Here is a 21530-nt window from a genome sequence, read left to right as displayed (position 1 = left end):
TTTTAGATGTTGATACCGAATTTATCTGCCCATTCCTGTGCTTTTTCGTAGCCAGCATCTGCGTGGCGGAAGATACCCATTGCTGGATCGTTGAAAAGTACGCGGCTCAGACATGCAGCTGCACGGTCGGTACCATCTGCCAGTACCACCATACCGGCATGTTGAGAATAGCCCATACCAACGCCACCACCGTGGTGGAAAGATACCCAGGTAGCGCCGCCACCTGTGTTAGACATGAGGTTGAGCAATGTCCAGTCGCTCACTGCATCAGAGCCATCTTTCATGGCTTCTGTTTCACGGTTTGGAGAAGCTACAGAGCCACAATCCAGGTGATCACGGCCAATAACGATTGGTGCTTTTACTTTACCAGATTTTACGAGGTCGTTGAAGATCAGGCCGGCTTTTTCGCGTTCGCCGAGACCGAGCCAACAGATACGTGCAGGTAGGCCCTGGAAAGCCACCTTTTCCTGCGCTTGTTTCAGCCAGTTGATCAGGTGTGTATTTTCAGGAAAAGCCTCCATGAGTGCACGGTCGGTAGTATAAATATCTTCAGGATCACCAGAAAGCGCCACCCATCTGAAAGGGCCTTTACCTTCGCAGAATAGTGGACGAATATATGCCGGCGTAAATCCAGGGAAGTTGAATGCATTAGGTTCTCCGCCTTCTCTAGCGAATTCGCGGAGGTTATTACCATAATCAAAAGTTACGGAGCCTCGGCGCTGCATTTCCAGCATGAAGCCTACGTGACGGGCCATGCTCTTGAGCGACAGCTGCTTGTATTGTGCAGCATCTTTTTTACGCAGATCTATAGCAGCTTCCAGAGTCATACCATTAGGAATATAGCCATTGATTGGATCATGGGCGGAAGTCTGGTCTGTCAGAATATCCGGGATAATACCATCTGCCAATAATCTCTCTAACATATCACCTGCATCACTTACCAGGCCAATAGAGAGCGCTTCACCTTTATCCATGGCTTCTTTAGCCCATTGTACCGCTTCTTCATAAGAATGAGTCATGCGATCGATATATCTAGTATCGATACGTTTCTGGATGCGAGTAGCATCTACGTCAGCACCTAAGAACACTGCACCAGCCATTGTGGCTGCCAGTGGCTGAGCGCCACCCATACCACCGATACCAGCAGTTACCAGCAATTTGCCTTTGAGGTTACCACCGAAGTGTTGACGGCCGCATTCCATAAAGGTTTCATAGGTTCCTTGCAGGATACCTTGTGTACCGATATATATCCAGCTACCAGCAGTCATCTGTCCATACATCATCAATCCTTTGGCACGCAGTTCGTTGAAATGCTCCCAGGTAGCCCATTTAGGCACGAGGTTACTGTTAGCCAGCATTACGCGAGGTGCTTGTGGGTGCGTACGAACAATACCTACTGGTTTTCCTGACTGTACGAGGAGAGAATGATCTTCATCCAGTTCCAGTAGTATTTTAATAATTTTTTCCAGCGATTCGCGGTTACGCGCAGCCTGTCCGATACCACCATAAACTACCAGTTCATCCGGGTTTTCTGCTACTTCAGCATCGAGGTTGTTGAGCAGCATACGCAGCGGGGCTTCTGTTTGCCATGATTTAGCATGCAGGGTAGCACCATGTGGTGCTTTATAATGCGGGTGTGCCGCAAATGATTTAATAAAGTCCAAACTGTTCATGATAAGTACCGTTTAATGATAATTGACTATTGGCAGCAGCTTCGTTGGCTACGCTTACCAGGGATTGATTGGTGATGATTTTATGTAAAGCTTCGATGTCAGTAGCGAAGATGCGGTCTTTATCAGCAAAGGTCACATGCTGGCGAGTGAACGCATGCACTGCTTCCAGGATGGGGCCTGATTTCAGCGGGCGGCGGAAATCTACTGCCTGTGCGGCATACAGCAATTCGATAGCCAGGATATATTCGAGGTTACCGATTACCTGGTTGAGTTTACGACCGCTGATAGAGCCCATGGATACGTGATCTTCCTGTCCGAGGGAGGTAGGCACGCTATCGGCGCTGGCAGGGAAACAGAGCGTTTTATTTTCTGTTACCAGTGCGGCGGTGGTGTATTGTGGGATCATGAAACCGGAGTTGAGGCCGGCATCTTGTATCAGGAGTTTAGGCAAACCATAACGTCCTTCGATCATCATATAGCAACGGCGGTCGGAGATATTGCCTAGTTCCGCAGCGGCTACAGTGGCGTAATCCAGCGGTAAAGCCATTGGTTGGCCGTGGAAGTTACCACCACTGATTGTGTCTTCAGCACTAAAGATGATCGGGTTATCAGTAACAGCATTTAATTCAATGCTGGTGAGGTAGTTGAGGTGTTCCCATGCGGTGCGGGAAGCGCCGTGTACCTGTGGCATGCAACGGAGGGAGTATGGATCTTGCACGCGACCACAGTCTACGTGAGAGGCCATGATCTCACTGTTATCCAGCATGGTTTTGAGGCGATGAGCCACCAGCTTGTTGCCAGGGTAAGGACGGATATCGTGTAATCTTGGGTCAAAAGGTTTGGCAGTACCCATGAGGCCTTCCAGGGAGAGGGCCCCGATAATATCAGCAGCTTCCAGCGCATTGTGGAGGCGGGACACTGCTTTAACGGCGAAGGAGAGGATAAATTGGGTACCGTTGATGAGTGCAAGCCCTTCTTTAGGGCCGAGTGCTACAGGTTTCAGCTGTTCTTGCTGCAATACATGCTGCATGTCAGTAACCTGGCCTTTATACCAAACTTTTCCTAATCCGATGAGCGGCAGGAAGAGGTGAGATAATGGGGCGAGGTCGCCGGAAGCGCCTACAGAGCCTTTCTCCGGCACACAAGGTGTTACTTTATTTTCGATATGCCAGATGATGCGTTCGAGCGTGGCGAGGGCCGCACCGGAATATCCCTGTGCAAGGGCATGTACTTTGGTGATGAGCATAATACGGGAAATCTCTTCCGGGATACTATCGCCAACGCCTACACTATGACTTTGCAGAATGTTGTATTGCAAAGTGCGGGTATCTTCTTCTGAAATCTTTGTATCGCAGAGCGGGCCGAAACCGGTGTTGATACCATAAACGGTGGTATGCTGCGAAACGATGGACTGTACATATCCGGCACTTGCCTGTATACGATCGATGGCTTCAGGCACCAGCACTCCTTTTACTTTACCAGCGGCGATGTCCAGGACTTTCGCAACGGATAAGGTATCAATACCATATTTGAAACTATTACTCATGGTCAGGTTTTATTAATGGTTTGAATTGGTGTATGATTGTATTTGGTGTATGATTATTTAATTAGATCTTCTGTTTTATTCTTTCTGCCAGTGGCATTTCCTGGACAGACTGTTCTAACTCTGCTATGGCAGTGAGTATTAGCTTACTGTGTTTATGTTCATCCGCCATTTCTTCCATGGCTTCGGTGATGGCTTTCCAGATGGGCTGTACGCGTTTGAGTAGCGCCTCTCCTTCCGGAGTAAAGACTACCAGTTGGCGGCGGCGATCATCATTGCAGGAATCTGTTTTTACCAGGCCTCTTTTGCGCAGGTTGGTGATCATCTGACTGACAGCGCTGTGGCTTATTTCCAGCTGTTCGGCAATATCTATCATGGGCATGGGCTGCCCTTTGGAGAGGATATAAAATACCGGGAACCAACTGGCATCAAAAGGAATACCTTCTTGTTCATAGATTTTATTTACTTCCATGAGGAAGTATTCGCTGAGGCGACGTAGCCTGGTTCCAAATACCAGGTGACCAAGAGAAGCGTAGAAGGACATGTTGATGAAATTATATAAGCACTTATACAATATTACAAAATAATAATTAATCTGCATAATTACAGATTACCGGACATGCCAGCTGGAAGGCAGGTCGTATGTCCGGCAATCTGAATAAGGGCTGCGTTTATTTCTTTTTCTTCTTCTTTTTGTCTTTGTCTTTGGATTTTTTAGATGTTTCAGCGGCGGCATCAGCAGGAGCCATATCAAACCATAACGGTGCTTTGTTAGTAGGCACGCCATTATAATTGATGGTGAGCTCTTCACCTTTTTTAATGGCTTTACGGGTGATAATGCTCATGGTTTCTTCTTCAAAGTCCATCTCATACTTACAATTAGGAGTGTAATCATGGTTATAAATGGAGCAGAAACCCAGTGCTACGATAGATTCGGATTCATCATCGCCCCAGAGGAACAGGTAATTATGGAGGAAAGTCTTATCGGCCAGGATGGTATCTTCATGGGAAAGTACCAGTACTGGGGACGTTTCGATCCTTGTTCCTGCTGGAATATCGTCGTTGGTAAAAACTCCACGGCCTTTGCCTTTGGATTTTTGCACGTATAAGTATGGCTTAATCATAGCACAATTTCGGATAAAAGAAGGCGTAAAATAAAGTTAAAGCAAGAAGTTATCAAAATCATCCTGAAAAATTTTAGGTTTGCGCCCCGAATTGTTAATTCGTCGGGTGACCTATTTTTGCAACTGAGTTAAATCTGAATTAAAAGCAACAGATGATAAATTATAATCCAAAGGAATGGTTTACGTTTATATTCCGTTTGCACAAGGCTGATACGGTAAGGAAGTTATTTCCCATGTTTGTAGCCTTGTCTATTTATTCAGGGATCATAGCCTGGCTGGAGTTGGAGGTATGGAAATTATCTGCCAACAGCGAGATCAAGAACATATCCCTGATGCACGGATTACTGGGCTTTGTGATATCCCTGTTACTGGTATTCCGTACCAATACGGCCTATGACCGTTGGTGGGAGGGCCGTAGACAATGGGGCACATTAGTAAACAGCAGCCGGAATCTGTCCATTAAAATTCAGGCGATGTTACCGGCCAGCAATACGGCGGCCAGGGCCTGGTTTAAGGTGATGATCCCCAATTATGCCTACTCGCTTAAAAATCATCTCCGTAAAACCTATATCGCGGAAGAGATGGAAGCTATACCGGGCATGCCGGATTATAGTCCTGACCTGACAAAGCATGTACCCAACCAGTTGGCGCAGCTGATCATGAACAAGATCATGGAACTGCATCGGGAGGGTCAGCTGAGCGGGGACCAGTTAATTATTTTAAATAATGAATTACAGTCGCTGACAGAGGTATGCGGCGCCTGTGAGCGTATTAAGAATACACCGATACCATTTTCCTATTCTGTGTTTATTAAGAAGTTTATATTTTTTTATATCATGACGATGCCCTTCGGATATGTATTCAGTCTGGGATATCTGATCATACCTATGATAGTCTTCATATTCTTTGTGCTGGCCAGTCTGGAGCTGATTGCAGAAGAAATTGAAGATCCGTTTGGCAAGGATGCCAACGACCTGCCTACAGATACAATCTGTGGCAATATTCGCCAGCATGTAGGAGAATTATTGTAGTTCCTGCCCGGCTGCGTACTATTTTAACTTAATTTCGCAGACAGAGTCAAATTTGTACATGGAAAATGAAGCATTACTGGAAAAGTTCAGCGAACTGGTGGAAGAGAAAAACTTCCGGGAACTAACGGTTTATCTGGACGACCAGCTGATTACGGACATAGCAGAGCTCATACACGAGGAGCCCGACGACGCAGGTGTTATTATTAACAACCTGTCGATAAGTCGCGCTGCTGCTGCTTTCCGTATTCTTGACTTTCCACTTCAGGAAGATGTTATTAAATCGTTAGCCCCCGCCAAGATTGCCGAATTACTCAATGAATTACCAGCGGATGACCGTACCTCTTTTCTGGAAGAACTTCCCAGTGAGGCGGTAAAGGAACTGATTAAGCTGCTGGACCCGGAAGAAAGACGGATTACATTGTCTTTGCTGGGTTATAAGGAGAATAGCGTGGGTCGTATCATGACCCCTGATTATATCGCTGTCCGCGAAGAATGGACCGTGAAAGAGGTATTGAACTACATCCGCGAGCATGGCAAGGACAGTGAAACGATCGATGTTATTTATGTTATTGACAGTCATGGACATCTGTTAGATGACTTTCGTATCCGCGAGTTCCTGCTGGTATCTCCTGACACGGTGGTGCATACACTGATGGATGACCGTTTTGTATCCTTGCATGTTAATGACGATCAGGAGGAGGCCATCCAGGTATTCCGTATGGAAAACCGTGTAGCCCTTCCCGTAGTAGACGATCAGGGCATACTGCTGGGTATCGTCACCATTGATGATATGTTGTGGATTGCAAATGAAGAGCATACTGAAGATATCCAGAAAATCGGTGGTACCGAGGCTTTGGACGAGCCATATCTGGACATGCCTTTATTAAAACTGGTAAAGAAACGTGTAGGCTGGCTGGTAGTATTATTCATAGGCGAGATGCTGACAGCTACTGCCATGGGTTTTTTCGAAGACGAGATAGCCAAAGCGGTGGTATTGGCGTTGTTTGTACCATTGATCATCTCGAGTGGTGGTAATAGTGGATCACAGGCATCTACCCTGATCATCCAGGCCATGGCGCTTGGTGAGATCACCATCAGCGACTGGTGGCGCGTAATGCGCAGGGAGATCATCTCCGGCCTGCTGCTGGGCGGCGTGCTGGGAACGATAGGTTTTATTCGTATCCTTTTGTGGAATACTTTCTTCCATACTTATGGTGAGCATACTGTGCTGATAGGCGCTACTGTAGGCTTTTCGCTGATAGGCGTTGTGTTATGGGGAACATTATCAGGCTCTATGCTGCCGTTGCTACTGAAGAAACTCGGCGCTGACCCGGCCACTTCCTCCGCCCCATTTGTGGCTACGCTGGTGGATGTAACGGGCTTGCTCATTTATTTCTCCGTAGCCTACTCTATGATGAAAGGAATATTACTGTAATAAAGTTCTTTTATATAAAACGCCTGTCTCTACTGCGTGGAGACAGGCGTTTTCGTTATGGGTAAGGTTATACCACGGATGGATTCATTTAAAATTATTTTTATTGAAACGAAACAAATTATTGCGTATCTTCACATTACTCATTTCATTACAAGAAAGACAAACGGCAATAAGAAACCGTTTAGTACATTTATGAAAATCTTAAACATTAAGATTGACGGGTTCGCCAATATAGACAACCTCGATCTTGATCTTAATAAGATCAATGCATTGGTTGCATTCAACAATTATGGAAAGTCCAACGTGCTTTCCGCTATACAGTTTGCCACGACGTTTATACAAGTGCCAGGCAAAATCAGAAAGGAAATGATGGCTTTTGCCGGTATCATTCCAATCAATAAAAACGTAGATAACAAGCCATTTTTTTTTGAGCTGACAACTGAGATAAAAACGAAAAAAGAGCAGTACACCGTTATTTATTCTTTCTCTTTTGAATGGCTGAAAAATGGGAACAAAGGGTGCAAAATCCGAGAGGAACACCTCAAAATAAAAGTTAATGATGATGCAAAGTTTAAGCAATTAATTAAAAGAGCAAACCAGGAGGCGATGTACCTGCCTTCCGTTACAGGCAGGTGCGATAAATCTATTTTGATTGATGAAGAAGATCTGGTTTTGTCTAAATTATTAAGTTTTGATGAGCTCTTTTATCATGAAGTACTAAAAGCAATCAATAATATCCGTGTAGTATCAGCGGACACATTACGTGATCCGGCCTCTTTTTATCAAACTATAGGACCAAAGAGAATAATAAAAGCGGAGTATGATCTGAGTTTTCCCAAAGACACAGAAACAGGATTTTTTCTCTATAGTCTTATGATTAAAAGAAAAGATCTTTATCAGGTATTTAAAAATGCGGTCATAGCACTTTTACCGGAAGTAGCAACCTTTGAGCCTGTGGAAATTGATTTTAAAGAGAAAGAGAGAATTAAAAAAGGTATTCCGCTTGACTTACCTGATAAACTTTATGAAATAATCGTAATAGAAAAATATAATAACCAGGAAACCAGTATAAATTTTTTATCTGCAGGTTCACAAAAAATCTTCTATTTATTAGAAACGGTCATTGCAGCGGAGCTCAACAATATTCCGCTACTGTTTTTCGAAGAGATAGAGAATTCCATACATCCTGCATTGCTTCAAAAATTATTGATCATATTGGATAGCTTAACTGAACATACACGTTTAATAGTTACCAGCCATTCACCATATCTAATTAAATACTTGAACCTCGAAAGCATTAAAATTGGATTACCCAATACAAAGGGAACAGCCCAATTTAAAGGCATTAAAAAGAGTAAGATGTCGAAACTGAATAAAATAGCGTCTCTATATGGTCTACCTATGGGCGATGTAATATTTGATCTAATGATAGACGCCAGCAGGGGCGAGTCGGAAATATTAAATGAAATTTGCACTTGATGAAATCTCCAAAGCAAGCAAAAACAATTATTGTATTATTTGTGGAAGGAGATACGGAGGATGCTTTTTATACTGAATTAATAACATTTATTAAAAAGAAAGATAAAATTATACATGCCCCGATAGTCAAAATAATCAACCTCCAAGGTATCAATAAATATTCCCGGAAAATACCAGCCAAGTTGCAATTGGAAATATTCCCAAAGTATCCCGATGGTATCTTCCATGTGTTTTGCTGCTATGATACGGATGCATTTGAATTTGCTGAAAATCCGCCCGTAGACTGGAAAAAAGTGGAAAAATCAGTTAAGATGCTCAACATAGCTTCTTTTAATCAGATTCCTGCAAAAAGAATGTTAGAGGATTGGTTTCTGTTATGCACAGAGGAGCTTTGTAAGTTCCTAAAAATCAAGAAGCCTCCCAAAATCTCCGGGAATGATGGTAACAGAAAGATGCAGGACTTATTCCGGAAAGCCAATAAAATCTACATTAAAGGTTCATATTGCGAAAAGTTCATCTCCTACCTAGACATGGAGAAGATCATGCAGCAAAAGAGTGAACTTTTCAAGCAGCTAAGACAACTTTTAAATAGCAAATAGCTCTACTACTAATTATTTCCATATCAACAATTTAACCTCAATAACATTTCTCCTGCACTGACGTTTCTGCCTTTATCTTCTTAATGACGAACATATGTTCGAAATCCTTGTCGTGGATAGTACTCACTGGCGATTTACCGCCTAAGGCCTTGATAATAGGCACCATGGTATTGGCATGACCGATAACGAGGATATGTTTGCCCCAGTCTTCATGGCGGGTAATTTCATAGATCAGTGATTCTCCGGTGGTATCGGCCTGATAGAAGCAGGTATCTACTTTCCCCAGGATACGGAAGCTGTCTGCCGTTTCAATACTACGGCGATATCGCGTGATATAGATCTTATTGATGCCGGAGTCTTTCAGCTCGTGGTATAGCTTACCGGCGCGGATACGGCCTTCAGGGGTAAGCGTAGAATCATATCCTTCATACCGTTCGGCATGGCGGACGAGGTAAATGGTACCGGTAAGGAAAGTAGTATCATCCGACACGGGAATGATCTGTTTTTCCGGCGCTTTAGGCTGGCAGGCCACCATCAGGCCTATGAGGGAAAAAATGAAAATCAGGCGCATACTGTAAAGTTAAGGCATAATATGAAGGCACATAACCGGTCATCACAATTGATAAAAGTCCAGCCAGCGCTTATTCGGCTGTTCGCAATTTATCCATTACTTTTATCACCTAACAAATTTATCAACCGCTATGAGAAAATGGTTTTTACCGGCCATAATTTTTTTATCAGCCAGTCACGCCTATGCCCAGGAGTCGCCACTTACAGTAGAAAAGATTATGCGCGACCCCAAATGGATGGGAACATCTCCCGATAATATTTTCTGGGGTACCGATAACCAGACGATCTACTTTAGCTGGAACCCCGACAAAAGTTTAACTGATTCCCTGTATCGTATTCAGTTGAAAAATACCAGTCCTGTAAAGACTGTAGCAGCTGAGCGAGGTATTATCAGCGCCAGGAGTAACGGCGTTTATAATAATGCACATACCATGTTGGTATATAGCTACTATGGGGACATCTACCTATATGATATAAAAACAGGAAAGGAAACGCGTATTACCAATACAACCGCTCCAGAATATGCTCCTGCATTTATCCAGCATGATGAAGCCGTGTCTTTCCGTCAGGGTGAAAATATGTATAGCTGGAATCGTAGCAGTGGCAGCATTTCCCAGCTAACTAACTTCACTGCTGGCAATAAGCCACCAGCAGCAAAAGATGAACTGGAAAAAGGCAACGATCAGGAAAAATACCTGAAGGCCCAGCAGCTGGCTTTATTACAGATCATCCGTGATAAAAAAGCAAAGGCAGATGCCACCAAATCCTGGAATAGTCAATATCAGCCGAAGGCGCTACGCTCCTTGTACCTGGAAGATAAAGAATTACAAGCAGTACAGGTGAGTCCTGATGGGCGCTACATTACCTACCGACTTTTTGCAGCGCCTAAGGATGCGAAAAACACGATCGTTCCTAACTTCGTTACTAGCACAGGCTTCACTACTGATATCCCTTCCAGGGAAAAGGTGGGGGCACCTGAGGGTAGCTTCAAAAGTTATGTATACGACCGTGTAGCCGACACTGTTTTAGCGATAGGCACAGCTCAACTTCCGGGAATAAAGGACCAGCCTGATTACGTAAAAGACTATACGAAAAAGGACTCTGCGAAAGTAAGAGAAGTAATCGTGAATGGCCCATACTGGTCGGACAACGGCAGCAACGCCATCGTGGATATCCGTTCATTGGATAATAAAGACCGATGGATTGCCTTATTGGACCCGGCTACAGGAACACTGAAATCGATTAATCGTCAGCGTGATGAAGCCTGGATCGCTGGCCCTGGCATTGGCTGGAGCTTCGGTGGAAGCAATATTGGCTGGATAGATGAAAACACCTGTTGGTATCAATCTGAGGCCACCGGCTACTCACATTTATATACTAATAATGTGGTAAATGGTCAACAACAGCAACTTACCTCTGGTCAATATGAGGTACAAGATGCCCAACTTTCTGCCGATAAAAAAACATTTTATATAACTACCAACGAAGTACATCCTGGGGAGAAACAATATTATAAACTTAACATAGCCACGCATAAGCAGGAACGTATCACTACGATGCAGGGTGCAAATGAAGTTTTTGTTTCGCCAGATGAAAAGTGGATCGCCTTCCGATACAGCTATTCCAATAAGCCATGGGAGTTATATATCCAGCAAAATATCCCGGGCAGCAAACCGCAACAGGTAACCACCCAGGCGCAAAGTGAAGAATTCAAACAATATAACTGGAGAGACCCTCAGGTTGTTACCTTTACAGCCAGCGACAATCAGCCTATTTATGCCCGTTTGTATACCCCAGATCAGAAAAAAAATAACGGGGCAGCGGTTATTTTTGTACATGGGGCAGGATATTTGCAGAATGCCCACCGCTGGTGGAGCCAATACTTTAGAGAGTACATGTTCCATAACCTGCTGACAGATCTCGGATATACGGTAATGGATGTCGACTATAGAGGAAGTGCCGGATATGGCCGTAACTGGCGTACTGGCATCTATCGTTTCATGGGTGGCAAGGATCTTGATGATGAGGTGGACGCTGCAAAATACCTGGTATCAAAAGCCGGAGTAGATCCGAAGCGTATAGGTATTTACGGCGGTAGCTATGGTGGGTTTATGACCCTCATGGCCATGTTCACCAAACCCGGTACATTTGCTTCAGGCGCAGCTTTGAGAAGTGTGACCGACTGGGCACACTATAATCATGGCTATACCAGCAATATCCTGAATGAGCCATTTACAGATAGTATTGCTTATCTTCGCTCCTCGCCAATTTACCATGCAGCAGGGTTACAGGGCAAATTGCTGATGTGCCATGGCATGGTAGATACGAATGTTCATTTTGAAGATATCGTAAGATTATCACAAAGGCTGATAGAATTAGGAAAAGACAATTGGGAGCTGGCAGTATTTCCGGTAGAAGACCACGGATTTACCACGCCTAGCAGCTGGACGGACGAATACAAACGTATCTTGAAACTTTTCAATGAAACGTTACTGAAATAACTTCGTTCCAGCCCTGACAAATTATATTTAAGGGATACGGTGAATGATGAAAGACTGCTATTAACAGATCGTTAATAACAGGACATCATCTCACCGTATCCCTTTTTTTATTTTTAAACAGATTTAAATTATTGCACGCGTCATGTTAAACTAGCTGCTGAGCCATTAGCAGTCTTATTATTTTACATTTTAGCACCAGCATCAAACCTCAACAAAAAATATAAGAACCATATGTGTGGAATCGTAGCTTATCTCGGGCAGCGCGAAGCTTACCCGATCGTATTGAAAGGCCTTAAAAGACTGGAATACCGTGGGTATGACAGCGCCGGAGTTGCCATTATCAACGATGGACTCAAAGTTTATAAGAAGAAAGATAAAGTAGCCGCACTGGAAGAATATTGCACTGGCAAAGATATGCGCTCACATATCGCTATCGGCCATACCAGGTGGGCTACCCACGGCGAACCCTGCGACCGCAATGCACACCCGCATCTTTCACAGGATGGTAAACTGGCGATGGTACATAATGGTATCATCGAAAACTATGTACAGCTGAAACAGGAACTGGAAAACAAGGGACATGTATTCCAGAGCGACACGGACACAGAAGTACTACTTCACTTTATTGAAGAAATTAAAAAAAGTAATGACTCCACGCTCGAAGAAGCACTGCGCATTGCACTGAAAAGAGTAGTAGGCGCTTATGTCATTGTACTCATCGACCAGGAAAATCCAGATACCCTGATCGCTGCACGAAAAGGAAGCCCGCTGGTAATCGGCGTAGGCAAAGGCGAACATTTCCTCGCTTCCGATGCCTCTCCTATCGTTGAATACACCAAAGAAGTAGTATATGTAAATGACTACGAAATTGCCATCATCAAAAATGATGAATTGATCTTAAAAAATATCAGCAACGAACGTCAGACACCTTATATTCAAAAACTGGATATTGATCTCGCCGCAATTGAAAAAGGTGGTTATGATCACTTCATGCTGAAAGAAATATTCGAACAACCACAAACCATTTACGATAGCTTACGTGGAAGACTGGATGCTAAAAATGGCACCTTGACATTAGGTGGTATCCGTGATCATATGGAGCTATTGAAAAATGCGAACCGCATCATCATCGTGGCTTGTGGCACCAGCTGGCACGCGGGATTGGTAGCGGAATACATGATAGAAGAACTTTGTCGCATACCAGTAGAAGTAGAATATGCTTCTGAGTTCAGGTACAGAAATCCGGTTGTAGGTAAAGGAGATGTTATCATTGCCGTATCCCAATCTGGAGAAACAGCCGACACGCTGGTAGCCATTGAAAGCGCTAAACAGAAAGGAGCTATTATCCTCGGCGTTTGTAATGTAGTAGGTTCTTCTATTGCCCGTTTATCCGATGCAGGTGCTTATACACACGCAGGCCCAGAAATTGGCGTTGCCAGCACCAAGGCGTTTACCGCACAGCTGACCGTACTGGCGCTGATAGGGCTGAAAGTAGCGATGGAAAAAGGCACCATCACCCCACAGCGTTACCAGCATCTGTTAGATGAAATGGAGGCCATTTCTGAGAAAGTTGCCACTGCATTAAAATTGAACGATCAGGTAAAACAGATCGGAGAGAAATATAAAGATGCCCGCGACTTCCTCTACCTCGGCCGTGGATATAACTTCCCTGTGGCACTGGAAGGCGCGCTGAAGCTGAAGGAAATTTCGTATATACATGCAGAAGGTTATCCTGCGGCAGAAATGAAACATGGCCCTATCGCACTGGTCGATGAAAATCTGCCAGTAGTGATAGTTGCAACAAAAGATAGTTTCTACGAAAAAATTGTATCTAACATTCAGGAGATCAAAGCCCGCAAAGGCAAGGTGATAGCGATTGTAACAGAAGGTGATCAAATCATTCCTCCAATGGTAGATGATGTAATTGTTGTACCTGCGGCAGATGAATTGGTGGCACCAATTATTAGTGTCATACCTTTGCAGTTACTGGCATATCATATCGGCGTATCTAAAGGATATGATGTTGATAAGCCAAGAAATCTCGCTAAGAGCGTAACTGTAGAATAGACTTAAGAATAGTGTATCCATGAACAAAATCCGAAAAATGCCCCTTGGTGAGCTGGGGTATAATTTTATTGAAGGTGAACTTCCTAAAGGAAAAGATGAATACTATTTAAGGAACGAACAATGGAAAAACCATGACCAGTATCGGCAGCTGACAGCCTACGAAGTGGAAGCACTCGTACGCAACGACAATACTTCCGATAACTGGAATAATATTTTCGTTTCGAATGAATTCAATCCGCAGCTGGTGCAGCACTGTCACTTTTTTGGGATGGTGCGCATCGGTAAGCTGGAACCATACTACCTAGAGCACCGTAGTCTGAAACTACCAGTGGGCCTATATCACAGCACTATCTGCTCTTGTGATTTCGGTGATAATGTGGTGATACATAATGTCAATTATCTCTCTCATTATATCATCGGCAATGAAGTAATTGTTGCCAATGTAAATGAAATGGTCACCACTGATGTAGCTAAATTCGGTAATGGTATTATCAAAACTGGTGAGCAGGAAAGTTTGCGTATAGAAATGGAGCTTTGCAACGAAAATGGTGGCAGAGCAGTATTACCTTTCGATGGCATGTTACCTGGAGATGCTTACCTGTGGACCCGTTACAGAGATGATGAACAACTGCAGCAACAGTTCCGCAACTTCACCGAAAAACAATTCGATAAAAAACGCGGCTACTATGGCATGGTAGGTGATCGCACGGTAATTAAGAATTGCCGCATGATCAAAGATGTAACCATCGGTACTGACGCTTATCTCAAGGGCGCCAACAAGCTGAAAAATCTTACCATTAACAGTAAAGCAGAAGCCAGCTCACAAATAGGAGAAGGCTGCGAAATGGTTAATGGTATCATCGGTTTTGGATGCCGCATCTTCTACGGTGTGAAAGCAGTGCGCTTTGTGATGGCCTCTCACTCACAGCTGAAATATGGCGCGCGTCTTATCAACTCTTATCTTGGTAATAATTCTACCATCTCTTGCTGTGAAGTATTGAATTCATTGATATTTCCGGCCCATGAGCAGCACCATAACAATTCTTTTCTTTGCGCCTCTTTGGTGATGGGACAAAGTAATATGGCGGCTGGTGCTACCGTTGGCTCTAACCACAACTCCAGAGGAGCAGATGGCGAAATCATTGCTGGAAGAGGGTTCTGGCCTGGTCTATGTGTAAGCTTAAAACATAATTCCCGCTTTGCCAGCTTCACATTGCTGGCTAAAGGAAATTATATGTCTGAACTGAATATTAATATTCCTTTCAGTCTGGTGAGCAACGATGAGCATGATAACACCTTACGTATCATGCCAGGGTATTGGTTTTTGTACAATATGTACGCCATTGCACGTAACTCCTGGAAGTATGTAGACAGAGATAAACGTATTGTGCGGGTACAGCACCTGGAATATGATTATCTGGCGCCGGATTCTGTAGAAGAGATGTTTACAGGACTTGCAATCATGGAAGTGGCCACGGCTAAGGCCTGGTATGCACTTCCTGAAAACACGCCTAAAAAAGAGCTCGCTGAAAAAGAGTTACGCAAGAAAGGAAAAGAGCTACTGCTGGAACGTCCGGAGGATGTAAGTAGATTGACTATTCTGGTAGATAATATGGAAAACAGTGGCCGCAAAACGCAGCTGCTGAAAGTACATAAGGCATATCCTCTTTTCCGGGAATTGATTGTGTTATACGGCATCAAAAATATCCTGGAAGCAGATAAGCCTTCCTTCCTGGCCTTGCAGGCAGCGGTGAAAAGTGCAAAGCGTGGCGCATGGCTCAACATTGGCGGACAGTTAATGAAAACTGACACAGTGGAAGCGCTGAAGCAAAAGGTACGTAAAAACCGTATCTCCAACTGGGAACAGATGCATGAAGCCTATCAGGAAATCAGTAATGATTATGCCACTGATAAACTGCAACATGCCGTTGCATGTATGTTGGAAATAAAAGAAGTACCTTTAAAGAACTTCTCAACAGCTCAACTGGCAGAGTGGCTTACAGACAGCGTGCAAACAAAAGAATGGATTGCAGAAAGCATTTTCAAATCAAGAGAAAAAGATTACAAAAATCCATTCCGCAAGATGACTTACGGCAATGAACAGGAAATGAACAAAGTAGTAGGCAGCCTCGAAAACAATAGCTTTATCAACACCACCATGAATGAGCTGGAAGAGTACAAAACCAAAGTACGTCAAATCATCAAAGAATGGGAACTGTAGAAAAAACCCGCTGTGGCTGGGCTACAAAAGATAAGCTATACCAGGATTACCATGATCATGAATGGGGAACACCTAACCATGACGACCATACGTTATTTGAGATGCTTTGCCTGGAAGGCGCGCAGGCCGGCCTTAGCTGGTATACGGTGCTTACCAAAAGAGAAAATTACCGCAAAGCCTTCGATAATTTCGATGCGAACAAAATGGTGAAATATAATGAAAAGAAGATAGCAGCCTTACTGGAAAATCCAGGTATCATACGCAATAAGCTAAAGGTAAATGCCTTTGTCACCAATGCGAAGGCATTCCTGGAAGTACAGCAAGAGTTTGGCACTTTTGATAAGTATATCTGGTCGTTTGTAAACCACAAACCCATTCAGAACCACTTTAAGTCTATGGCGGAAGTACCGGCCAAAACAGCTATTTCCGATGCCATGAGCAAAGACCTGCTGAAACGCGGTTTTAAGTTTGTGGGAAGTACTATCTGTTACGCCTATATGCAGGCAGTAGGCATGGTCAATGATCATGTGGCTGATTGCTGGAAGGCGAAGAAAAAATAGCGGTATCTTGTATGACGGATGTATATCAAAAATCATTAAAGAATGCCGACAACTGAAAAAAAACGCTGCGAATGGTGTAACCGGGACCAGCTCTATAAAGACTATCATGATCATGAATGGGGTGTTCCCAATCACGATGATCGTGGGTTATTTGAAATGCTTTGTCTTGCAGGCGCTCAAGCGGGCCTAAGCTGGTATACTATCCTTTCCAGGAGAGAAAATTACCGTAAAGCCTTTGATCATTTCGATGCCCGGAAAATGGCTAAATACAACGATAAGAAGCTGGAACAATTACTGCTGGACCCAGGGATTATCCGCAATAAGTTAAAGGTCAACTCCTTTATCCACAACGCAAAAGTATTCCTGGAAGTGCAAAAAGAGTTTGGCACTTTTGACAAATATATCTGGTCGTTTGTAGATCAGCAGCCTATACAAAACCATTTTAAATCCATCGCGGAAGTACCGGCCAAAACAGACATCTCAGATGCCATGAGTAAGGCTTTGCTGAAGCGTGGGTTTAAATTTGCCGGCAGTACTATTTGTTATGCATTTATGCAGACGGTAGGAATGGTGAATGATCATCTGGAAGATTGCTGGAGAAGGAAGGCATAATGATGGCTTTAATTCTTTAAGTCGTTTTCATAAATAATTTTACACGAACAAGGGAGTGCCAACGGCACTCCCTTGTTCGTGTAAACGAGGTAATCCCGTTGCTAGGGGATAATTATTTCGCTTAAATCTTTCTGCTGAATGAGTTTATAATCCGTGAGGGTATTCAAAAACATATAGAGCTGTCGCTTCTGTGGTTCACTTAGCGGGATACCATTTTTCACCAGTGGATCGGTGGTAGCTGTAGCTTTAATGCCGTGATCATAGAAGTTGAATACCTGATAGATATCGAAGAAGCGGCCATCATGCATATATGGCGCTGACTTCAGGATATTACGTAAGGTTGGCACTTTAAATTTCAGGTAATCACGGGTGTTGCCAGTGATCTTCATACGGCCAACATCGTTGAGGGCTTCGAGGTATGGCAAGCCGTTGCTACGAAAGGTTTGGTCAGTAAATAAAGGCTCTTTGTGGCAGACCGCACATTTTTGCTGGAAGATGCCATACCCTGCCTGTTCTTCCGGCGTAAAGGCCGCATCGCCAAGTTTGTTTACCACACTATCATATTTGCTATTAGCAGATATCATGGTAGCCACAAACTGAGTAATCGCCCGAAACATCCGCTGGCTGGTGATTTCCTCTGTACCGAATGCCGCTTTGAACATCTTACGATATTTGGGATCAGCCTTCATCTTCACCAACAACTCCCTCAGGTCGACTCCCATTTCATTGGGATCGGTAAGTGGCGTCAATGGCTGTATTTCCAGGTTATTCACGCCGCCATCCCACATAAAATCTTTCTCAAAAATCATATTAAAAATAACCGGAACAGAGCGATTTCCTTGTCTGCCTAAAACACCATGACTCAGTGCATGATCAAAGTGTCCGAAGGCTGCGAATTGCTGGTGACAGAAGCCACAAGAAATAGTGCTATCTCTCGACAGGCGATAATCATAAAACAGGTATCTACCTAAAGCAATACCCTCGCGGGTAAGCGGGTTTTGTGAGAAATCGTATATAGGAGCAGGAAATCCTTTAGGCAGTTGCAGGGTAACCGGTTTGGGTGAATAGAACGATTCATTGCCTCTGGCTCCGTCCATTTTCCAGGTATGGGCCAGTAGTACTATCATCAGTAATGTTGCAATGATATAGGATATTCGTTTGTTCATTCACGTAGGATTAGTTTGTTGCAGGCAGTACGGAAAACATATATTGATAGTTGTCAGCGATGCGTATAGCAGCAGCTCCGGGCGCCATTATTATCGGGCCTTCGGCCAGACTGATCACATTTGTGCCGTGGAACCAGGCGGCCGCATTTGCTTTGATGTTGATAGTAGTGATATGCGATTTTGTAATGATCAGTGGTGTTGTGAGTGTGAGCTTTACTTTACGAAGGCTGTTATATGGCGATTTAAAGCCGCCTACATGCAGTTGAAATTCATTCAGGGCAGTAGGAGCTGATTTTGAATGCCCTTCCATTTTAGCCATTATATAGCCGCTATTCCATGTCCAGAACATACCATTTTCAGGGGCCAAAGCGCCGGCCTGTGCACCGCTCACATTTTTAATACTATCTACACCAATGGTCCAGGAGATAGCGGCATAAGTACCAGTGGGGATTTTAGGGAGATGAATTACGCGACTGGCCGAATCGGCAGCGTCTACCAAAAAGTATTGGCTGGGTATACGAATGACTTTACCATTTTGCTGTAGCAGCTCAATATTGCTGATATAGTACAGGAATTTTGAAATGGTCAGGGTCTCTCCTGCTGTATTCGTATAGGCCGTCTCGTTACAGTGCAATGGCTGATCATCAACATAATTAAAAAAGGAAATAATAATTGCAGTATCTGGAGGTAAAACCCCCTGTGGGACATCTTTCTCTGTACCTAAAGCCATTATTGGCCGGCAGCAATTTAACAGGACAGTAAACAGGGGGAAAAAGAAAATCCGCAAAACCATGGTATTCCTTTTATGTCAGGAAGATACAATGATTTTGCGGATATAACTGCTAACTGGCAGCTAAGATATTATTTTCTGCGATAACCTAGTGCGCCATAATAGAAAACTACTATAAAGCATACTAATGGGATACCGTAGGAGAATGCCAGTGATTGTGCTTCCGTAACAACGCCCATGAGGTAAGGCACAGCTGCACCACCCACGATAGACATTACGATAAAGGACGCACCTTTTTTTGTATTTTTTCCGAGGTCTTTCACGCCCAATGCAAAAATGGTAGGGAACATGATAGACATAAAGAAGAATACCGCAATGAGTGCATATACGGATAAGGCACCACTACCACTCATTACAACTGCGCACAACGCCACATTGATGATAGCGAAAAGCGCCAGCAATTTATTTGGCGCTACTTTACGCATGATGGCCGTACCTACAAAGCGACCTGCCAGAAACAGCACCATACCTGCGGATAACAGGTAAGCGCCCTTTTCATTGGAAGCACCTTTCCAGTAAGTGGTTACATAGTTGATAAATAATGCGCCAACACCTACCTGCGCGGCTACATAGAAAAACTGTGCAACTACACCCAAAACAAAGTGTCGGTGTGAGAACAGTGGGCGTTCATCTGCTACGACTTCGGGACCTTCGGCTACGTCTTCCTTAATTTCAGGAAGTGTTGTTTTGTAGAAGAACCCTGCGATCAGCAGCACTACTATTCCTATAACGATATAGGTCAGTTTTACGGTAGACAGATCATCTTTACCGCTACCAAAAAACAAAGCACCACCAATGATAGGACCCAGGAATGAACCGAGGCCATTAAAGCATTGTGATAGATTCAGTCGTTGTTCAGAGGTGGCAGGAGAACCCAACACTGTTACATATGGATTGGCAGCTGTTTCCAGGCATGCCAGTCCGCAGGCGAGGATAAACAATGCCAGCAGGAAGAAATCAAAATTCAACGCATTGGCAGCGGGAAAAAACAGGAATGCGCCTGCTGCATATAACAGGAGTCCCATGATAATTCCTTTTTTGTATCCGAACTTATTCATGAAAGCACCGGCTGGCAGTGCCATCAGGAAGTAAGCGCCGAAATAGGCACCTTGTAGCAGTGTAGATCTGCGTGGCGTAATATTCAATACTTCCTGGAAATGCTTATTCAGCACGTCCAGCAGGCCGTATGCAAGGCCCCATAAAAAGAAAAGACTTGTTACCAGAATAAACGGAAACAGGTAGCTGGGTTGCTTCCCTCCAACTGGAGTGGTGCTGGTATAGGTGGAATTACTTACTGCGCCTCCGGCCATAACGAGATTTTGTGTTCAGGTGTGAAAATTAATATTGTATCAGTGCTGTTGGCTGATCCTAGCTGATGGATCTGTCGAGGTGCGTGTAACCTCCGTCTACGTAAAGAATTTGTCCGGTTGTATGTGAAGATCTGTTTGAAAGTACGAATACGGTGGTATTAGCAATTTCTTCAGAGGTGGTCATTCTTGTTTCGAAAGGAATTTTAGAAGTGATGGCAGCCAGTTTCTCTTTAGGATTAGGCAGGGAATTGATCCATGTTTCGTAGAGCGGCGTCCATACTTCAGCAGGGATAACGGTGTTTACGCGAATGCTGTAAGGCAGCAGTTCTACGGCCCATTCGCGGGTAAGTGCGTTGATAGCGCCTTTGGAAGCTGCATAGCCGGAGGTGTTACCTTGTCCGGTGGCAGCTACTTTGGAGCCGATGTTTACGATATTTCCTTTAGTGACTTTCAGGTAAGGAATTGCGTAGTGGGCGAGGTTGTAGTAGTGAGAAAGGTTGTTTTGGAGCGACTGCATAAACCTTTCAGGGGAGCCGCTTTCGAGGCCTACGCCATCGTTTGCACCTGCATTGTTTACCAGTCCGTCGATCTTTCCGTATTTTTCAACAGTAGCATCGATTACTTTTTTACAGTCTTCCACTTTTCCCAGTTCCGCAGTTACTGCGAAGGCTTTACCGCCAGCGGCAACGATGTCGGCTACTGTCTTTTCATTATCGCTTGTCTTACGACCTGCGATAACAGCAACAGCACCTTCTGCTGCCACCAGTTTAGCAATAGCTTCACCAATGCCTTTGGCGCCACCAGTAACGATAATCACTTTATCCTGTAATCCTAAATCCATGATTGAAA

The 21530-nt window shown here is 44.1% G+C and carries 18 protein-coding genes; 9 read left to right on the top strand and 9 right to left on the bottom strand.

What is annotated here, in order from left to right:
• Nucleotides 1-2: 2 nt before the first annotated feature.
• The 4 genes from hutU to ACE38W_RS04475 all read right to left on the bottom strand — a co-directional run bounded on the left by hutU (nt 3) and on the right by ACE38W_RS04475 (nt 4340).
• On the bottom strand, nt 3-1673 hold the full coding sequence (hutU, locus tag ACE38W_RS04490) for a urocanate hydratase (protein WP_375829051.1): 1671 nt from the start codon (nt 1671-1673) through the stop codon (nt 3-5).
• Complete coding sequence (gene hutH, locus ACE38W_RS04485) at nt 1651-3219, bottom strand: histidine ammonia-lyase (RefSeq protein ID WP_375829049.1); 1569 nt, start codon at nt 3217-3219, stop codon at nt 1651-1653. Before hutH ends, hutU begins: the two co-directional genes overlap by 23 nt.
• 61 nt (nt 3220-3280) lie before the next feature.
• A complete protein-coding gene (locus ACE38W_RS04480) occupies nt 3281-3760 on the bottom strand; it encodes a MarR family winged helix-turn-helix transcriptional regulator (RefSeq protein ID WP_375829048.1) in 480 nt (159 codons plus the stop codon).
• 127 nt (nt 3761-3887) lie between these two features.
• A complete protein-coding gene (locus tag ACE38W_RS04475; RefSeq protein ID WP_375829047.1) occupies nt 3888-4340 on the bottom strand; it encodes an SET domain-containing protein in 453 nt (150 codons plus the stop codon).
• A 152-nt stretch (nt 4341-4492) separates the two neighbouring features.
• On the opposite strand from ACE38W_RS04475, the gene ACE38W_RS04470 reads away from it, so the two are divergent.
• From ACE38W_RS04470 to ACE38W_RS04455, 4 genes are read left to right on the top strand one after another with little or no spacing between them, the layout of a single operon-like run.
• On the top strand, nt 4493-5371 hold the full coding sequence (locus tag ACE38W_RS04470; protein WP_375829045.1) for a bestrophin family protein: 879 nt from the start codon (nt 4493-4495) through the stop codon (nt 5369-5371).
• A gap of 58 nt (nt 5372-5429) precedes the next feature.
• Nucleotides 5430-6806 carry a magnesium transporter gene (mgtE, locus tag ACE38W_RS04465; protein WP_375829044.1) on the top strand — a complete coding sequence of 459 codons (1377 nt, stop codon included), beginning with the start codon at nt 5430-5432 and terminating at the stop codon, nt 6804-6806.
• Nucleotides 6807-6842: 36 nt separating this feature from the next.
• Nucleotides 6843-8285, top strand: a complete 1443-nt coding sequence (locus ACE38W_RS04460; RefSeq protein ID WP_375829043.1) for an AAA family ATPase — start codon at nt 6843-6845, stop codon at nt 8283-8285.
• Nucleotides 8285-8884 (top strand): hypothetical protein, encoded by a 600-nt coding sequence (locus ACE38W_RS04455; protein WP_375829042.1) that lies wholly within the window; start codon nt 8285-8287, stop codon nt 8882-8884. Before ACE38W_RS04460 ends, ACE38W_RS04455 begins: the two co-directional genes overlap by 1 nt.
• A gap of 37 nt (nt 8885-8921) precedes the next feature.
• Here ACE38W_RS04455 and ACE38W_RS04450 read toward each other — a convergent pair whose 3' ends face one another.
• Nucleotides 8922-9455: a histidine phosphatase family protein gene (locus ACE38W_RS04450; RefSeq protein WP_375829041.1), complete on the bottom strand. Its 534-nt coding sequence runs from the start codon at nt 9453-9455 to the stop codon at nt 8922-8924.
• A 130-nt stretch (nt 9456-9585) separates the two neighbouring features.
• Between ACE38W_RS04450 and ACE38W_RS04445 the strand changes: the two genes are divergently transcribed.
• From ACE38W_RS04445 to ACE38W_RS04425, 5 genes are all read left to right on the top strand, one after another.
• Nucleotides 9586-11955 (top strand): prolyl oligopeptidase family serine peptidase, encoded by a 2370-nt coding sequence (locus ACE38W_RS04445; RefSeq protein ID WP_375829040.1) that lies wholly within the window; start codon nt 9586-9588, stop codon nt 11953-11955.
• A 231-nt stretch (nt 11956-12186) separates the two neighbouring features.
• Nucleotides 12187-14022 (top strand): glutamine--fructose-6-phosphate transaminase (isomerizing), encoded by a 1836-nt coding sequence (gene glmS, locus ACE38W_RS04440; protein ID WP_375829039.1) that lies wholly within the window; start codon nt 12187-12189, stop codon nt 14020-14022.
• Nucleotides 14023-14041: 19 nt separating this feature from the next.
• Entirely contained in the window at nt 14042-16243 is a 2202-nt protein-coding gene (locus ACE38W_RS04435) for a DUF4954 family protein (RefSeq protein ID WP_375829038.1), read from the top strand.
• Nucleotides 16231-16803 carry a DNA-3-methyladenine glycosylase I gene (locus ACE38W_RS04430; protein WP_375829037.1) on the top strand — a complete coding sequence of 191 codons (573 nt, stop codon included), beginning with the start codon at nt 16231-16233 and terminating at the stop codon, nt 16801-16803. Before ACE38W_RS04435 ends, ACE38W_RS04430 begins: the two co-directional genes overlap by 13 nt.
• A gap of 42 nt (nt 16804-16845) precedes the next feature.
• The gene (locus ACE38W_RS04425) at nt 16846-17415 is read left to right on the top strand and encodes a DNA-3-methyladenine glycosylase I (RefSeq protein WP_375829036.1); all 570 of its coding nucleotides are present in this window, start codon (nt 16846-16848) and stop codon (nt 17413-17415) included.
• Nucleotides 17416-17516: 101 nt separating this feature from the next.
• On the opposite strand, the gene ACE38W_RS04420 is transcribed toward ACE38W_RS04425, so the two are convergent.
• The 4 genes from ACE38W_RS04420 to ACE38W_RS04405 form a co-directional block, all read right to left on the bottom strand.
• On the bottom strand, nt 17517-18581 hold the full coding sequence (locus ACE38W_RS04420) for a cytochrome-c peroxidase (RefSeq protein WP_375829034.1): 1065 nt from the start codon (nt 18579-18581) through the stop codon (nt 17517-17519).
• Nucleotides 18582-18591: 10 nt separating this feature from the next.
• Nucleotides 18592-19311 carry an MbnP family protein gene (locus ACE38W_RS04415; protein WP_375829033.1) on the bottom strand — a complete coding sequence of 240 codons (720 nt, stop codon included), beginning with the start codon at nt 19309-19311 and terminating at the stop codon, nt 18592-18594.
• A gap of 131 nt (nt 19312-19442) precedes the next feature.
• A complete protein-coding gene (locus tag ACE38W_RS04410) occupies nt 19443-20681 on the bottom strand; it encodes a sugar MFS transporter (protein WP_375829031.1) in 1239 nt (412 codons plus the stop codon).
• A gap of 58 nt (nt 20682-20739) precedes the next feature.
• Complete coding sequence (locus ACE38W_RS04405) at nt 20740-21522, bottom strand: SDR family oxidoreductase (RefSeq protein WP_375829030.1); 783 nt, start codon at nt 21520-21522, stop codon at nt 20740-20742.
• Nucleotides 21523-21530 lie beyond the last annotated feature (8 nt).

Source organism: Chitinophaga sp. Hz27, assembly GCF_042263525.1.
Classification (GTDB): domain Bacteria; phylum Bacteroidota; class Bacteroidia; order Chitinophagales; family Chitinophagaceae; genus Chitinophaga.
Note: the sequence above shows the minus strand (reverse complement) of the source record. Positions and strands in the feature narration are given on the sequence as shown.

Excerpts from the sequence above, each read along its gene's own strand:
- hutU (WP_375829051.1), bottom strand. The coding sequence starts at position 1,673 with ATGAACAGTTTGGACTTTATTAAATCATTTGCGGCACACCCGCATTAT.
- hutH (WP_375829049.1), bottom strand. The coding sequence starts at position 3,219 with ATGAGTAATAGTTTCAAATATGGTATTGATACCTTATCCGTTGCGAAA.
- ACE38W_RS04480 (WP_375829048.1), bottom strand. The coding sequence starts at position 3,760 with ATGTCCTTCTACGCTTCTCTTGGTCACCTGGTATTTGGAACCAGGCTA.
- ACE38W_RS04475 (WP_375829047.1), bottom strand. The coding sequence starts at position 4,340 with ATGATTAAGCCATACTTATACGTGCAAAAATCCAAAGGCAAAGGCCGT.
- ACE38W_RS04470 (WP_375829045.1), top strand. The coding sequence starts at position 4,493 with ATGATAAATTATAATCCAAAGGAATGGTTTACGTTTATATTCCGTTTG.
- mgtE (WP_375829044.1), top strand. The coding sequence starts at position 5,430 with ATGGAAAATGAAGCATTACTGGAAAAGTTCAGCGAACTGGTGGAAGAG.
- ACE38W_RS04455 (WP_375829042.1), top strand. The coding sequence starts at position 8,285 with ATGAAATCTCCAAAGCAAGCAAAAACAATTATTGTATTATTTGTGGAA.
- ACE38W_RS04450 (WP_375829041.1), bottom strand. The coding sequence starts at position 9,455 with ATGCGCCTGATTTTCATTTTTTCCCTCATAGGCCTGATGGTGGCCTGC.
- ACE38W_RS04445 (WP_375829040.1), top strand. The coding sequence starts at position 9,586 with ATGAGAAAATGGTTTTTACCGGCCATAATTTTTTTATCAGCCAGTCAC.
- glmS (WP_375829039.1), top strand. The coding sequence starts at position 12,187 with ATGTGTGGAATCGTAGCTTATCTCGGGCAGCGCGAAGCTTACCCGATC.
- ACE38W_RS04435 (WP_375829038.1), top strand. The coding sequence starts at position 14,042 with ATGAACAAAATCCGAAAAATGCCCCTTGGTGAGCTGGGGTATAATTTT.
- ACE38W_RS04430 (WP_375829037.1), top strand. The coding sequence starts at position 16,231 with ATGGGAACTGTAGAAAAAACCCGCTGTGGCTGGGCTACAAAAGATAAG.
- ACE38W_RS04425 (WP_375829036.1), top strand. The coding sequence starts at position 16,846 with ATGCCGACAACTGAAAAAAAACGCTGCGAATGGTGTAACCGGGACCAG.
- ACE38W_RS04420 (WP_375829034.1), bottom strand. The coding sequence starts at position 18,581 with ATGAACAAACGAATATCCTATATCATTGCAACATTACTGATGATAGTA.
- ACE38W_RS04415 (WP_375829033.1), bottom strand. The coding sequence starts at position 19,311 with ATGGCTTTAGGTACAGAGAAAGATGTCCCACAGGGGGTTTTACCTCCA.
- ACE38W_RS04410 (WP_375829031.1), bottom strand. The coding sequence starts at position 20,681 with ATGGCCGGAGGCGCAGTAAGTAATTCCACCTATACCAGCACCACTCCA.
- ACE38W_RS04405 (WP_375829030.1), bottom strand. The coding sequence starts at position 21,522 with ATGGATTTAGGATTACAGGATAAAGTGATTATCGTTACTGGTGGCGCC.